The following is a 13,299-nucleotide window of genomic DNA, read 5'->3' as shown; positions in this document are numbered from 1 at the left end:
CCTGGTAGTTCGACTACCAGTATCGCCACGCACTGCTGCGGCCCGGCCGGTCCGGCGAGGCTTGATCCCGTCAACGGACCACACACCCAAGGGATCCCCGATGAACCGCGCCCTCCGCCGCACCCTGGTCGCCACCGCCGCATCCGCCCTGCTGCTCGGTACGGCCTCCGGCACCGCCAACGCCACCGCCTCGGCCTCGGCCTCCGTTTCGGCCTCCGCCGGGCGCGCCCCGGCCGTGATCACCGGTCACGCCGCCGCGCTGGTACCCGAGTCGGCCGCCTGGGACCAGGCCCACCACCGCTTCCTGCTCGGCTCGCTGCGCCACGGTACCGTCTCCGCCGTCCGCACCGACGGGAGCGTCCGCACCCTGGTCGACGACCCGGCCGCCCTGGTGGAGGTCGCCGGGGTGAAGGTGGACCCCGCGCGCAACCGCGTCCTGGTCGCCAACCTCGACAACGGCGTCGGCGAACGCAGCAGCGCCGCCACCCGCAACCACATCGCCGGCCTCGGCGCCTACGACCTGGACACCGGTCGTCGGCTCTTCTACGTCGACCTCGCGGCGGTGGCCGGCGACGGCGGCGGGCACCAGGCCAACGACCTCGCCATCGGCCCCGACGGCACCGCGTACGTCACCGACTCCTCCGCCCCGATCGTCTACCGGGTCACGGCCGACGGCACCGCCTCCGTGCTGCTGCGCGACGAGCGGCTCACCCCGCAGCCCGGCCTCCCCGGCCTCAACGGCATCGTCTACCGGGACGGCCGGCTCGTCCTCGGGAAGTGGGACGACGGCGCCCTCTGGCAGCTGCCGGTGCACCGCCCCGCCGAACTGCGCCGCGTCGAGGTCACCGGCGCCGAGCCCGGCGCGCTGCTCCACCTCGACGGCCTGCACGGCCGCCCGGACGGCGGCATCGCGGGCGTCACCAACGCCTTCTTCGGCGCCGGCCGCGACGCCGAGGTCGAACTGCGCTCCGACGACCACTGGCGCACCGCCCGCCTCACCGCCGTCCACCCCAGCACGGATCCCACCCCCACCGCCGTCACCGCCGGCCCCGCCGGCGCCCTCTACCAGCTCACCGGCGGCCTCGCCGACGCGATCGGCGGCCACCCCACGGACACCTTCACCCTGCGGCGGATCTGACCCGGCACCACCCGGCCGCGGCCTGGCTCCCGTTCACCCGGGGGCCGGGCCGTACAGGATCCGGCCGGATCGCCCGCGCGTCCGGCCTGCCCGGGTCGGTCGCGTGCCGTGTCGTACACGTTCCGTACGTGGACGGACCGGTGGCGTGATCTTCACCCTGCCCGTTGACCGTGAACATGTCCCGCCCCGAGGCTTTCGCGCGGCCCACATAAAAATCGCATTATCACCACGAGTACTTCACATGTGGGTCGCCCGGTTCACCCTCCCCGGAAGGACTCCCCCATGCGTCGTACCGCCGCCCTGTTCGCCACCGCCCTGCTCGCCGGTGCCGCCGCGCTCATCGCGCCCGCCGCCGGAGCCGCCGAGAACACCACCCAGAGCGCGCCGTCCACCACCGTCCCGGGCCCGGGCGGCGTCGGGAGCTGCACCGTCACCGACGTCAACTTGGTCCCCGTCGGCACCTGTACGGGCATCAACCCGATGCAGACCTGGCGCGTCGGGGTCGCTTGCACGGGTTACGACTGGAACTGGAACATGCCCATCTACTCGGGTGCGGTCAGCGACTGGGTCACCGGCAGCGGCACCGCCACCACCGGGTGCATCTACCCGTTGATGCCGGGTGCGGGCCAGATCGAGTTCGGTCCGGCGGTCCCCGCAGGTCCGGTCGGCCAGATCACCGGCATCGCGGGCAAGTGCCTGGACGTGCGCGGCGGCAGCAACGCGAACGGGACCCAGACCCAGATCTGGGACTGCCTGGGCAACGTGAACCAGACCTGGAAGGTCGGTGTCGACGGCACCGTGCGGGCGGTCGGCAACTGCCTGGACGTCGAGGGCGGGCGAACCGGCAACGGGACGCTGGTGCGCACCTGGGAGTGCAACGGCACGGGTGCCCAGCAGTGGCAGGCCCGCCCCGACGGTTCGCTGGTCAACCCGCAGTCGGGCCGCTGCCTGGACGTGCGGGGCGTCTCCAGTGCGAACGGCGCGGTCCTGCAGATCTGGGACTGCTTCGGCGCCACCGCCGTCAACCAGGTCTGGCACCTGCCCGTCTGATGCCCGCGGCAGGACTGCCGACCGGATCACCCTCAGCCTCAAGGAGCCCCGCCATGCGTCGTATCGCCACCATGTTCGCCACCGCCCTGCTCGCCGGAGCCGCCGCGCTCACCGCGCCCGCCGCAGCTGGAGCCGCCGAGAGCACTACCCAGAGCGCGGCGTCCAGCACCGTCCCGGGCCCGGGCGGCGTCGGGAGCTGCACCGTCAACGACGCCAACTGGAACCCCGTCGGCACCTGCACGGGCATCGACCCGAACCAGACCTGGCGCGTCGTGGTCGACTGCAATGGCTACGACTGGACCCGGTACATGCCCATCTACGAGGTCTCGCCCGGCAACTGGGTGACCGGCAACGGCACCGGCAGCACCTCGTGCCGCTACCCGCTGACGCCGGGTATGGGCTATATCCAGTTCGGCCCGGCGGTTCCGGCGGGGCCGGTCGGCCAGATCAGCGGCTACGCGAACAAGTGCGTGGACGTGCGCGGCGGCAGCACCGCCAACGGGACCCCCACCCAGATCTGGGACTGCCTGGGCAACGTCAACCAGACCTGGAAGATCGGCACCGACGGCACCATCCGCGCCCTCGGCAAGTGCCTGGACGTCCAGGGCGGACGCACCGGCAACGCCACCCTGGTGCAGACCTGGGACTGCAACGGCACCGGCGCCCAGCAGTGGCAGGCCCGCCCCGACGGTTCGCTGGTCAACCCGCAGTCCGGCCGCTGCCTGGACGACCTGGGCTTCTCCACCACCAACGGCAACCAGCTGGGCATCTGGGACTGCAACGGCGCCGCCAACCAGAAGTGGAACCTCCCGGCCTGACCCACCCCTACCCCCACGGCGCGCGCGGCCCCGGCCGCGCGCGCCGTCCGCGCTCCCGGGCGCCGTCACCCGCCCGAGTGAACCCCGCTGGCCTGGCGTATTGCGTTTGCAACACGCTGCGGCTCGTGCCTGGTGAGATCTGCTGGAACGAGCGGTCCGAGGAGCACATCGCCAGGCATGGCGTGGACCCGGAGGAGGTCGAGGATGTCGTCTTCACCCGTCCTCATCGGTTCTCGGGCGGCCGGGCCGGCACAACGCTCTGCTACGGCGTGACGCGGGCGGGTCGTTATCTGTTGGTGGTGCCGGCGGCCTGCGCCACGGTGCCCTCGGCGTGGTACTGCGCCACTGCGCGTGACATGACGGCTCTGCCGAACGGCGCCTGTTCTCCAAGCGGACGAGTTGAAGGTGGCAGATGACTGACAACGGCGCGGAGCTCGAAGCCATCGCCGAGTACGACGAGACGCACGAGCTCACCGAGGACGAGGTCATGAGCGCCGAGCCCGGGGAGCCGATCACGGCGGAGTCGGTGATGATCACCACCTCGCTGCGGCTGCCCAAGCCGGTGATGGACGAGGTGCGGCGGCGGGCGCGGGAGCGGGGGCTGAAGCCGACGGCCATCATGCGGGAGTGGATCGAGGCCGCGATTGCCGATGTGGACGAGCCGGTGCCGCTCAGTGTGATCACCGCGGCGGTGGCCGAGTACCGGCACCGGAAGGCCTCGTGAGGCTCAGGCGGTGAGGGCGGGCACCTGCGGGGTGGCGAGGCGGGCGGCGTCGTAGCGGGCCAGCAGGAGGGCGGCGACTTCGGGGGCGGGGCCGAGGACGTCGGCGAGGACGTCGGCGTCCGCGGCGGAGGCGGCGATGCGGTCCGGGAGGAGGCCGGGGGCCAGCAGGTAGGGGGCGACGGCCGTGCGGGCGGCGCCCGCGGTGCGCAGGGCGGCGAGCGCGTCGGGGACGCGGGGGCCGGCCGCGGAGGCGTAGGCGACCTCGACGGCGGCCCAGCCGCGGGTGCGCCGCCACGCGGCGGCGACGGCGCGGGTGGCGGCATCGGCGGCCGGGTCGGAGGAGCCGGCCGCCGCCAGCACCACGCCGGTGCGGGCCCGCACGGTAGGGGAGGCGACGTCGAGCCCGGCCTCGGCGAGGCGGCGGTCGAGGCTGGCCAGCAGCAGCGGCGAGGGGCCGAGGACCTCCGCCACCGGCAGCCGGGAGCCGGCGGCGCGCAGGGCGGCGGGGATGTCGTGCTTGGCGTGGTAGGCCCGGTTGAGCAGCAGCGGCACGGCCACCGCCGCGCCGTCGAGCCGCCCGAGGACCTGCGGGATCCGCGGCGCGCAGTGGTCCAGGTAGGCGGTGGCGATCTCCAGCCCGGGCCGCAGTGCCCGCACCTCCTCGACCAGCGCGGCCACGGTCGCGGCGTGCCGGGGGTCCCGGCTGCCGTGGGCGATGAGGAGGAGGGCGGGCATGGCGCGGGTCCTTACTTGCCGGCGGCCAGCAGGCCGCGGTTGCGCAGCACCCGGCGCTCGACCGGGGTGAACACCAGCAGTTCGATGGCGATGCCGACGAACAGGATGAGGATGATCCCGAGCAGCACCCCGGACATGTCGGAGAACTCGCGCTGGTTCTCCAGGTACCGGCCGAGCCCGAGGCCCAGGTCGGGGGAGGAGGCGACGAGTTCGGCGGCCATCAGCGAGCGCCAGGAGAACGCCCAGCCCTGCTTGAGCCCGGCGAGGTAGCCGGGCAGCGCGGCGGGCAGCAGGACGTGCCGGGCACCGGCCAGCCCGGTGGCGCCGATGGTGCGTCCGGCGCGCAGGAACAGCGGCGGCACCTGGTCGATGCCGGCGACCAGGCCGTTGGCGATGGACGGGACGGCACCGAGCAGGATGACCGCGTACATCATCGAGTCGTTGATGCCGAGCCAGATGACCGCGGCCGGCACCCAGGCGACCGAGGGCAGCGACTGGAGGCCCTGGAGGACCGGCCCGATGGCGGTGCGCACCGGCTTGACGCGGGCGACCAGCAGGCCGATCGGGGTGCCGATGACGACGGCGAGCACGAAGCCGGACAGGCCGCGCCAGACGCTGGTCCAGATGATCGAGAACAGCGTGCCCTGGTACCAGAGGTCCTGGGCGGAGGCCCACACGTCGGCCGGGCTGGGCAGCTTGTAGGAGGAGGTGAGGTGCAGGCTGTAGGCGCCCTGCCAGAGGGCGATCACGACGAGCACGCCGATCAGCGGCGGCAGGGCCTTCTGTCGCAGCGCCTCGCCGAGCGAGCCGCGCTGCGCGGTGACCGCGTCGAGGGCGTCGAGGCCGGCGCCGACGTCCGCCGTGTCGGCGTTCGCGGTGTCGCTCGTGCTCTGCACGTTCACGGGCTTGTCCAGGACGGGGGTGGTGTCAGTGCTGGCCATGGCGACGGATCTCCCCACGCAGTTCTTCGGTGATCTCGATGGACAGGTCGGCGACGCCGGCGGACTCGATCCGGCGCGGCTGCGGCAGGTCGATCCGCCACTCGCGGGCGACCCGGCCGGGGCGGGAGGAGAGCAGCACGACGCGCTGGGCGAGCCGGACGGCCTCGCGCACGTTGTGCGTGACGAACAGGACGGACAGCTGACGCTCGGCCCAGATCCGGGTGATCTCGTCGTGCAGGACGTCGCGGGTGATGGCGTCGAGCGCGGCGAACGGCTCGTCCATCAGCAGCACCTTGCTGCCCTGGGCGAGCGCGCGGGCCATCGCGACGCGCTGGCGCATGCCGCCGGACAGCTCGTGCACGCGCTTGCCGTACGAGCCCTGGAGGCGGACGAGTTCGAGGAGCCGTTCGGCCTCGGGGCGGCGCTCGGGGCGGGGGACGCCGGCCAGCTTGAGGGCGAGTTCGATGTTCTTGCCGGCGGTGAGCCAGGGGAACAGCGCGTGCTCCTGGAACATCAGCGCGGGGCGGCCGCCGGGCACCTCGATGGCGCCGGCGGTCGGCTTGTCGAGGCCGGCGACCAGGTTGAGCAGGGTGGACTTGCCGCAGCCCGAGGCGCCGAGCAGCGTGACGAACTCGCCGGGCGCGACGTCGAGGGTGATGTCGTCCAGCACGTGCGTCTGGGCGCCCGGGCGGCCGAAGGACTTGTGCACGTGCGAGATCCGGACGGCGGGCGTGCCGCCGTGGGCGTCGGCGCCGACGGCGTCCGCCGAGGTGGTCAGTGCCGTGGTCATCCGGGCACCTCCTGCGTGAGTGGTCTGGCGTGGCTGGCTGGCGTGGCCAGCCGGCTGGGCTGGCGAAGGGGGGCCGGGGTCCGGCCCCGCCCGTCCCGGTGGGCATCGATCGGGGATCGACCGGGCGGGCGGAGGTCCGGACCGCGGAGTCGGGGGCGAACGGCCGTGCTGCGGGCGTTACTTGGTGCCGAGTCCGGCGTCCGCCACGGCGGCCTGGCCCTTGGCCGCGAGCACCTTGTTCAGCAGGGCGAGGTCGTAGATGCCGTTCAGGCTGGGCTTCTTGAGCAGCCCGGCGGTGACGGCGTGGTCGGCCTCGGCCTGCAAGGTGCCGGCCAGCGGGTCGTCCAGGAAGTCGATGTCCGACCAGGCGGGGTCGAGGATCGCCGGCTCCAGGGCGTTGCCGGCCTCCTTCTTGATCGCCTCGTTGGCGTCGGCCTTGGCCTTGTCGGGGTTGGCCTTGATGAAGGCGTTGGTGTTCACCGAGCCGCGCAGCACGGCCTCCACCACGTCCGGGTGCTCCTTGAGGAACTTCTGCGAGACGATGATGTTGGTGATCACGAACTTCTTGTCCGGCCAGACGTCCTTCTCGTTGAGCAGGACCTTCGCGCCGAGGGTGACCAGCTTGGAGGCGGTCGGCTCGGGCACCCAGGCGCCGTCGACGGAGCCCTGCTTGTAGGCGTCGGGGGTGACCTTGTTGTCGGTGCGCACCACCGAGACGTCGCCCGCGCCGGACGAGGCGTCGACCTTGTAGCCCTTGCCGGCCAGGTAGTTGAGCAGCGCCACGTCCTGGGTGTTGCCCAGCTGCGGGGTGGCGATCTTCTTGCCCTTGAGGTCGTCGAGCGAGGCGACCTTGTCCGGGTTGACCACCAGCTTGACCCCGCCGGAGGCCGAACCGCTGATGATCTTCAGGGACTTGCCCTCGGACTTGGTGTAGCCGTTGATCGCGGGGGAGGGGCCGATCCAGCCGATGTCGATGGAGCCGGCGTTGAGCGCCTCGATCTCGGCCGGGCCCGCGTTGAAGACCTGGGTCTTGATCTGGGTGGCGCCCAACTCCTTCTGGAACAGCCCCTCCTGGAGGCCGACCAGGGCGGTGCCGTGGGTCAGGTTGGCGAAGTAACCGATCTTCACGGTGTCCGCGGAGAGCTTCGCGCCGCCGGCGGCGGAGCTGGGGTCCCCGGCCGTGGCGGCCGCGTTGGCCTTGGTGTCCGAGGACTTGTCGTCCGCCTTGGAGCCGTAGCCGCAGGCCGACAGCAGGCTGACGGCGGCGAGACCTGCGACGGCGGCCGCGGCGGTGCGTCTGATCCGGCCGGCGTTGGGGCGGATCAGGGTATGGAGGGGGGCCCGGTTCGGTGCCATGGTGGAGTCCTGTTCACGGACGGACCGTCAGGAGGCGGTCTCGGGGCGGACGTTCGGAAGGTTGTGCTTGCGGCATCGCGATGCCGGGCAAGCCGGGCCGACGGGGAGGGGCGGCCCGGTGACAGGGCGTTCTCAGCCCTGTCGGCCCACACATCGGGTCAGCCCGCCCTGGCCACTGCCGAGGACGCCGCTGCCGATGCGGCCGCCTTCCTTGTCCATGCCCGAGTACGCCTCGCTGGGCATCAGACCCAGTCCTCCTCTTCGGGTGCGTCGAGTGCGTCGGTGGTGCGTACGGTGTCGAAGGCCTCGCCCGCCATGCCGGCGGTGAGGGTGGTGCCGTCGGCCGGGTCGATCAGCAGGAACGAGCCGGTGCGACGGTTGTCGGAGTAGGCGTCGAGCGCCAGCGGCTCGGCGGTGCGCAGCACCACGTGGCCGATGTCGTTGACGTTCAACCCCTCGGCGCCGCTGCGCTGTTCGAGGGTGTCGATGTCGATCCGGTAGGAGATCTCCTTGACCAGCGCCCGCACGGTGCGGGTGGTGTGCTTGAGCAGCACCTTGTCGCCGGCGCGCAGCGGACGCTCGTTGAGGTGGCTGACGGTCGCCTCGATGTCCTTGGTGGGGACGGGGGCGGGGCCGGCCGCGATCAGGTCGCCGCGGGAGATGTCGATGTCGTCGGCGAGCCGGACGGTGACCGACTGCGGCGCCCAGGCGATGTCGGTCGCCCGGCCGAGCGCGTCGATCCCGGCGACGGTGGTGGTGTGGCCCGAGGGCAGCACCGTCACGGGGTCGCCGACCCGCAGCACGCCGGAGGCCAACTGCCCCGCGTAGCCGCGGTAGTCGGGGTGCTCCTCGGTCTGTGGGCGGATCACGTACTGGACCGGGAAGCGGGCCGGCTCGGCGCTCGGGTCGCTGCCGACCGGGACGGTCTCCAGGTGCTCCAGCAGGGTCGGGCCGCCGTACCAGTCCATGTGCGCGGACGGCTCGACGACGTTGTCCCCGGCCAGGGCCGAGATCGGCACGGCCAGCACGTCCTTGACGCCGAGCGAGGCGGCGTAGGCGGTGAACTCCTCGGCGATGGCGGCGAAGACGGGCTCCGCGTAGCCGACCAGGTCCATCTTGTTGACGGCCAGCACCACGTGCGGCACCCGCAGCAGCGCGGCGACGGCGGCGTGCCGGCGGGTCTGCTCGACCACGCCGTTGCGGGCGTCGACCAGGACGACGGCGAGCTCGGCGGTGGAGGCGCCGGTCACCATGTTGCGGGTGTACTGCACGTGGCCCGGGGTGTCGGCGAGGATGAACCGCCGCCGGGGGGTGGCGAAGTAGCGGTAGGCGACGTCGATGGTGATGCCCTGCTCGCGCTCGGCCCGCAGGCCGTCGGTGAGCAGCGCGAGGTCGGGCGCGTCCTGGCCGCGGTTGCGGGAGGCGTGCTCGACGGCCTCCAGCTGGTCGGCGAGCACCGACTTGGAGTCGTGCAGCAGTCGGCCGACCAGGGTGGACTTGCCGTCGTCGACGGAGCCGGCGGTGGCGAAGCGCAGCAGCGACGTGGCGGTGGCTTCCTGGGTGGTGCTGGTCATGTCTAGAAGTACCCCTCGCGCTTGCGGTCTTCCATCGCGGCCTCGGACAGCTTGTCGTCGGCCCGCGTCGCGCCGCGCTCGGTGAGCCGGCTGGCGGCGATCTCGGCGATCACGGCCTGGATGGTGGTGGCGTCCGAGTCGACGGCGCCGGTGCAGGACATGTCGCCGACGGTGCGGTAGCGGATTAGCCGCCGCTCGACCGGCTCGCTGTCCTTCGGGCCGCCCCACTCGCCGGCGGTCAGCCACATGCCGCCGCGGGCGAAGACGTCCCGCTCGTGGGCGTAGTAGATCTCCGGGAGCTCGATGCCCTCGCGCTCGATGTACTGCCAGACGTCCAGCTCGGTCCAGTTGGAGAGCGGGAAGACGCGCACGTGCTCGCCGACGGCGTGCCGGCCGTTGTACAGCGACCACAGCTCGGGGCGCTGGCGGCGCGGGTCCCAGGCGCCGAACTCGTCGCGCAGCGAGAAGACGCGCTCCTTGGCGCGGGCCTTCTCCTCGTCGCGGCGGCCGCCGCCGAAGACCGCGTCGAAGCGGTTGGTCTCGATCGCGTCCAGCAGCGGCACGGTCTGCAGCGGGTTGCGGGTGCCGTCCGGGCGCTCGCGCAGCACGCCGCGGTCGATGAAGTCCTGCACGTGGGCGACGTGCAGGCGCAGGTTGTGCTCGGCCACCACGCGGTCGCGGTAGGCGATCACCTCGGGGAAGTTGTGCCCGGTGTCGACGTGCAGCAGCGAGAAGGGGACGGCGGCCGGCGCGAAGGCCTTCAGCGCCAGGTGCAGCATGACGATGGAGTCCTTGCCGCCGGAGAACAGGATCACCGGGCGCTCGAACTCCCCCGCGACCTCGCGGAAGATGTGCACCGACTCGGCCTCCAGCGCGTCCAGGTGGGTCAGCGCGAAGGGGTTGTCGTCGGTGTGGACCAGGCTGTCGGTCGCGGTGGTCACGCGAGGCCCCTCTCGGTCAGGAAGGCGTGCAGTTCGGCGGCGGACTCGGCCACCGCGCGGCCCTGCGTCTGCAGGCGCAGCTCCGGGCGCTCCGGGGCCTCGTACGGGTCGTCCACGCCGGTGAGACCGGAGATCTCGCCGGCGGCCTGCTTGGCGTACAGGCCCTTGACGTCGCGCTCGGCGCAGAGCTCGACGGGGGTGGCGACGTGGATCTCCAGGAACTCGGTGCCGGCCGCCGCGTGCCGCTCGCGCACCGCGGTGCGGGAGTCGGCGAACGGGGCGATCACCGGGGCGAGCACCTTGACGCCGTTGGCGGCGAGCTTCTCGGCGACGAAGCCGATCCGGGTGACGTTGGTGTGCCGGTCCTCGCGGGAGAACCCGAGGCCCTTGGAGAGGAACTCGCGGATCTCGTCGCCGTCCAGCACCTCGACCTTGTGGCCCTCGGCGCGCAGCCGCTCGGCCAGGGCGAACGCCAGGGTGGTCTTGCCCGCGCTCGGCAGCCCGGTCAGCCACACGGTGGCGCCGCGCTCGCAGGGGGCGGCCGGGGCGGCCGCCTCTGCGGCTCCGCCGGCGGCCAGGGTGTGAGCTGTCACGGTTTCCGTCCTTACGGGTGGTTGAGCGGGGTGGTCAGAGGTGGATGCCGCACTCGGTCTTGCCGGAGCCGGACCAGCGGCCGGCCCGGGCGTCCTCGCCCTCGCCGGGCTTGCGGGTGCAGGACAGCGGCGAGCAGCCGATCGAGGTGTAGCCCTCCCACAGCAGCGGGTTGAGCAGCACGCCGTTGGCGGCGACGTAGGCGTCCACGTCCTCCTGCGTCCAGCGGGCGATCGGGGCGAGCTTGACCTTGCGGCGCCTGGCGTCCCAGGCCACCACCGGGGTGTCGGCGCGGGTCGGGGACTCGTCGCGGCGCAGCCCGGTGGCCCAGGCGTCGTACCCGCCGAGACCGCGGTTGAGCGGCTCGACCTTGCGCAGCGAGCAGCACAGGTCCGGGTCCCGGTCGTGCAGGTTCGGTCCGTGCTCGGCGTCCTGCTCGGCCACGGTCCTCAGCGGCGTCAGCGTGATGACGTTGACCGGCATGGTCGCGGCCACCGCGTCGCGGGTGCCGATGGTCTCCGGGAAGTGGTAGCCGGTGTCCAGGAACACCACGTCCACGCCGGGGAACACCGAGGAGGCGAGGTGGGCGACGACCGCGTCCTCCATCGAGGAGGTGACGCAGAACCGCTTGCCGAAGGTGTCGGCGGCCCAGCGCAGGATCTCCTGCGGGGTCGCCTCCTCCAGTTCGCGGCCGGCCCGGGTCGCGATCGCCTCGTAGTCAGTCGTCGTGCTGGTCATCGGACGAACCCCCGTTGGTCGGACCGGAGTTGGCCGGCGACAGCAGGCCGAGGAACTTCAACTGGAAGGCGCGGCGGCACCCGTGGCATTCCCAGGCGCCGTGCCCGGCCTCCGAGGGGCGCAGGTCCTCGTCGCCGCAGTACGGGCAGAAGAACGGTGCGGCTCGCTCACTCATGAGAGTTGCTCCTCGCTCGCCCGGGCCGCCCACTGGGCGAAGCGCTCGCCCTCGGCGCGGTCGGCCTGGTAGCGGGTCAGGACGCGCTCGACGTAGTCGGGCAGGCCGTCCTTGGTGACCTTGAGGCCGCGGACCTTGCGGCCGAACCCGGCCTCCAGGCCCAGTGCGCCGCCCAGGTGCACCTGGTAGCCCTCGACCTGCGCGCCGTTCTCGTCGGTGACGAGCTGGCCCTTGAGGCCGATGTCGGCGACCTGGATGCGGGCGCAGGCGTTCGGGCAGCCGTTGATGTTGATGGTCAGCGGCTCGGCGAAGTCCGGCAGCCGCTTCTCCAGCTCGTCGATGAGCGTGCGGCCGCGCTCCTTGGTCTCGACGATGGCGAGCTTGCAGTACTCGATGCCGGTGCAGGCCATGGTGCCGCGGCGGAACGGCGAGGGGGTGACCCGCAGGTCCAGCTCCTCCAGGCCGGCCACCAGCGACTCGACGCGGTCCTCGGCGATGTCGAGGATCAGCATCTTCTGCTCGGCGGTGGTGCGCAGCCGGTCGCTGCCGTGGGCGGCGGCCAGGTCGGCGATCCGGCCGAGCAGCGCGCCGTCGACGCGGCCGACGCGCGGCGCGAAGCCGACGTAGTAGTTGCCGTCCTTCTGCCGGTGGACGCCGACGTGGTCGCGCCAGCGGGCGGCGGGCTCCTCGGGCGCGGGGCCGTCGACCAGCTGGTACTTGAGGTACTCGTCCTCCAGCACCTGGCGGAACTTCTCCGCGCCCCAGTCGGCGACCAGGAACTTCAGCCGGGCGCGGTTGCGCAGCCGGCGGTAGCCGTAGTCGCGGAAGATGCCGATGACGCCGCCGTAGACGTCGGCGACCTCCTCCAGCGGCACCCAGGCGCCCAGCCGCACGCCGAGGCGGGGGTTGGTGGAGAGCCCGCCGCCGACCCACAGGTCGAAGCCGGGGCCGTGCTCGGGGTGGACCACGCCGACGAAGGCGATGTCGTTGATCTCGTGCGCGACGTCGAGCAGCGGGGAGCCGGAGACGGCGGACTTGAACTTGCGCGGCAGGTTGGAGAACTCGGGGTTGCCGATGAAGCGGCGCTGGATCTCCTCGATGGCCGGGGTGCCGTCGATGATCTCGTCCTCGGCGATGCCGGCCACCGGCGAGCCGAGGATGACGCGCGGGGTGTCGCCGCAGGCCTCGGTGGTGGACAGGCCGACGGCCTCCAGCTTCTGCCAGATCGCCGGGACGTCCTCGATCCGGATCCAGTGGTACTGGACGTTCTGGCGGTCGGTCAGGTCGGCGGTGTTGCGGCCGTACAGCTCGGAGACCTCGGCGATCGCCTTCAGCTGGGCGACGGTCAGCCGGCCGCCGTCGATCCGGACGCGGAGCATGAAGTACTCGGCGTCGAGCTCGTGCGGCTCCAGGATCGCGGTCTTGCCGCCGTCGATGCCCTCCTTGCGCTGGGTGTACAGGCCCCACCAGCGCATCCGGCCGCGCAGGTCGGCGGGGTCGATCGAGTCGAAGCCCCGGTGCGCATAGATCGTCTCAATACGTGTCCGCACATTGAGACCGTCGTCGTCCTTCTTGAACTGCTCGTTGGCGTTCAGAGGGGTGAAGTGGCCCATGCCCCACTGGCCCTCGCCGCGGTGGCGGGTCACCTTGCGAGGCGCGGCGGGGCGGCGCGCCGCGGCGCGGTCGGCCGTGGGCTCGGCGGTCTCGGGGGTGGTGGCCATGGTGAAG

At 72.5% G+C, this 13,299-nt stretch carries 15 protein-coding genes; 5 read left to right on the top strand and 10 right to left on the bottom strand.

Going from position 1 to position 13,299, the window contains the following annotated elements:
* The first annotated feature begins 100 nt into the window (after nucleotides 1–100).
* The 5 genes from ABTY15_RS18945 (at nucleotide 101) to ABTY15_RS18925 (ending at nucleotide 3,730) form a co-directional block, all read left to right on the top strand.
* Nucleotides 101–1,138, top strand: coding sequence for a hypothetical protein (locus ABTY15_RS18945; RefSeq protein ID WP_350591340.1), 1,038 nt, complete (start codon nucleotides 101–103; stop codon nucleotides 1,136–1,138).
* Nucleotides 1,139–1,420: 282 nt separating this feature from the next.
* Nucleotides 1,421–2,188 carry a ricin-type beta-trefoil lectin domain protein gene (locus ABTY15_RS18940; protein ID WP_350591335.1) on the top strand — a complete coding sequence of 256 codons (768 nt, stop codon included), beginning with the start codon at nucleotides 1,421–1,423 and terminating at the stop codon, nucleotides 2,186–2,188.
* A 53-nt stretch (nucleotides 2,189–2,241) separates the two neighbouring features.
* On the top strand, nucleotides 2,242–3,006 hold the full coding sequence (locus tag ABTY15_RS18935; RefSeq protein ID WP_350591329.1) for a ricin-type beta-trefoil lectin domain protein: 765 nt from the start codon (nucleotides 2,242–2,244) through the stop codon (nucleotides 3,004–3,006).
* A 125-nt stretch (nucleotides 3,007–3,131) separates the two neighbouring features.
* Complete coding sequence (locus tag ABTY15_RS18930; protein ID WP_350591317.1) at nucleotides 3,132–3,422, top strand: BrnT family toxin; 291 nt, start codon at nucleotides 3,132–3,134, stop codon at nucleotides 3,420–3,422.
* Nucleotides 3,419–3,730: a hypothetical protein gene (locus ABTY15_RS18925; protein ID WP_350591311.1), complete on the top strand. Its 312-nt coding sequence runs from the start codon at nucleotides 3,419–3,421 to the stop codon at nucleotides 3,728–3,730. Before ABTY15_RS18930 ends, ABTY15_RS18925 begins: the two co-directional genes overlap by 4 nt.
* Nucleotides 3,731–3,733: 3 nt before the next feature.
* Here ABTY15_RS18925 and ABTY15_RS18920 read toward each other — a convergent pair whose 3' ends face one another.
* The 10 genes from ABTY15_RS18920 to ABTY15_RS18875 all read right to left on the bottom strand — a co-directional run bounded on the left by ABTY15_RS18920 (nucleotide 3,734) and on the right by ABTY15_RS18875 (nucleotide 13,292).
* Nucleotides 3,734–4,465, bottom strand: coding sequence for a sirohydrochlorin chelatase (locus ABTY15_RS18920; protein ID WP_350591307.1), 732 nt, complete (start codon nucleotides 4,463–4,465; stop codon nucleotides 3,734–3,736).
* Nucleotides 4,466–4,476: 11 nt separating this feature from the next.
* Nucleotides 4,477–5,406: an ABC transporter permease gene (locus tag ABTY15_RS18915; RefSeq protein WP_350591302.1), complete on the bottom strand. Its 930-nt coding sequence runs from the start codon at nucleotides 5,404–5,406 to the stop codon at nucleotides 4,477–4,479.
* On the bottom strand, nucleotides 5,393–6,196 hold the full coding sequence (locus ABTY15_RS18910) for an ABC transporter ATP-binding protein (protein WP_350591296.1): 804 nt from the start codon (nucleotides 6,194–6,196) through the stop codon (nucleotides 5,393–5,395). Before ABTY15_RS18910 ends, ABTY15_RS18915 begins: the two co-directional genes overlap by 14 nt.
* 177 nt (nucleotides 6,197–6,373) lie before the next feature.
* The gene (locus ABTY15_RS18905; protein ID WP_350591291.1) at nucleotides 6,374–7,552 is read right to left on the bottom strand and encodes an aliphatic sulfonate ABC transporter substrate-binding protein; all 1,179 of its coding nucleotides are present in this window, start codon (nucleotides 7,550–7,552) and stop codon (nucleotides 6,374–6,376) included.
* A 242-nt stretch (nucleotides 7,553–7,794) separates the two neighbouring features.
* On the bottom strand, nucleotides 7,795–9,126 hold the full coding sequence (locus ABTY15_RS18900) for a sulfate adenylyltransferase subunit 1 (RefSeq protein ID WP_350591285.1): 1,332 nt from the start codon (nucleotides 9,124–9,126) through the stop codon (nucleotides 7,795–7,797).
* 2 nt (nucleotides 9,127–9,128) lie between these two features.
* On the bottom strand, nucleotides 9,129–10,067 hold the full coding sequence (gene cysD, locus ABTY15_RS18895; protein WP_350591279.1) for a sulfate adenylyltransferase subunit CysD: 939 nt from the start codon (nucleotides 10,065–10,067) through the stop codon (nucleotides 9,129–9,131).
* Nucleotides 10,064–10,645: an adenylyl-sulfate kinase gene (cysC, locus tag ABTY15_RS18890; protein WP_350591835.1), complete on the bottom strand. Its 582-nt coding sequence runs from the start codon at nucleotides 10,643–10,645 to the stop codon at nucleotides 10,064–10,066. The genes cysD and cysC overlap by 4 nt, the downstream gene beginning before the upstream one ends.
* Nucleotides 10,646–10,694: 49 nt before the next feature.
* Nucleotides 10,695–11,396 carry a phosphoadenylyl-sulfate reductase gene (locus tag ABTY15_RS18885; protein ID WP_350591274.1) on the bottom strand — a complete coding sequence of 234 codons (702 nt, stop codon included), beginning with the start codon at nucleotides 11,394–11,396 and terminating at the stop codon, nucleotides 10,695–10,697.
* Nucleotides 11,377–11,571 (bottom strand): hypothetical protein, encoded by a 195-nt coding sequence (locus ABTY15_RS18880; RefSeq protein WP_350591270.1) that lies wholly within the window; start codon nucleotides 11,569–11,571, stop codon nucleotides 11,377–11,379. The genes ABTY15_RS18885 and ABTY15_RS18880 overlap by 20 nt, the downstream gene beginning before the upstream one ends.
* Nucleotides 11,568–13,292, bottom strand: a complete 1,725-nt coding sequence (locus tag ABTY15_RS18875; RefSeq protein ID WP_350591266.1) for a nitrite/sulfite reductase — start codon at nucleotides 13,290–13,292, stop codon at nucleotides 11,568–11,570. The genes ABTY15_RS18880 and ABTY15_RS18875 overlap by 4 nt, the downstream gene beginning before the upstream one ends.
* Between the last annotated feature and the right edge of the window lie 7 nt (nucleotides 13,293–13,299).

It is taken from the genome of Kitasatospora sp. NPDC097643 (assembly GCF_040302625.1).
GTDB lineage: Bacteria > Actinomycetota > Actinomycetes > Streptomycetales > Streptomycetaceae > Kitasatospora.
Note: the sequence above shows the minus strand (reverse complement) of the source record. Positions and strands in the feature narration are given on the sequence as shown.

What these genes read in the sequence shown, in the direction of transcription:
- ABTY15_RS18945 (WP_350591340.1), top strand. Translation starts at nt 101, where the DNA reads ATGAACCGCGCCCTCCGCCGCACCCTGGTCGCCACCGCCGCATCCGCC.
- ABTY15_RS18940 (WP_350591335.1), top strand. Translation starts at nt 1,421, where the DNA reads ATGCGTCGTACCGCCGCCCTGTTCGCCACCGCCCTGCTCGCCGGTGCC.
- ABTY15_RS18935 (WP_350591329.1), top strand. Translation starts at nt 2,242, where the DNA reads ATGCGTCGTATCGCCACCATGTTCGCCACCGCCCTGCTCGCCGGAGCC.
- ABTY15_RS18925 (WP_350591311.1), top strand. Translation starts at nt 3,419, where the DNA reads ATGACTGACAACGGCGCGGAGCTCGAAGCCATCGCCGAGTACGACGAG.
- ABTY15_RS18920 (WP_350591307.1), bottom strand. Translation starts at nt 4,465, where the DNA reads ATGCCCGCCCTCCTCCTCATCGCCCACGGCAGCCGGGACCCCCGGCAC.
- ABTY15_RS18915 (WP_350591302.1), bottom strand. Translation starts at nt 5,406, where the DNA reads ATGGCCAGCACTGACACCACCCCCGTCCTGGACAAGCCCGTGAACGTG.
- ABTY15_RS18910 (WP_350591296.1), bottom strand. Translation starts at nt 6,196, where the DNA reads ATGACCACGGCACTGACCACCTCGGCGGACGCCGTCGGCGCCGACGCC.
- ABTY15_RS18905 (WP_350591291.1), bottom strand. Translation starts at nt 7,552, where the DNA reads ATGGCACCGAACCGGGCCCCCCTCCATACCCTGATCCGCCCCAACGCC.
- ABTY15_RS18900 (WP_350591285.1), bottom strand. Translation starts at nt 9,126, where the DNA reads ATGACCAGCACCACCCAGGAAGCCACCGCCACGTCGCTGCTGCGCTTC.
- ABTY15_RS18885 (WP_350591274.1), bottom strand. Translation starts at nt 11,396, where the DNA reads ATGACCAGCACGACGACTGACTACGAGGCGATCGCGACCCGGGCCGGC.
- ABTY15_RS18880 (WP_350591270.1), bottom strand. Translation starts at nt 11,571, where the DNA reads ATGAGTGAGCGAGCCGCACCGTTCTTCTGCCCGTACTGCGGCGACGAG.
- ABTY15_RS18875 (WP_350591266.1), bottom strand. Translation starts at nt 13,292, where the DNA reads ATGGCCACCACCCCCGAGACCGCCGAGCCCACGGCCGACCGCGCCGCG.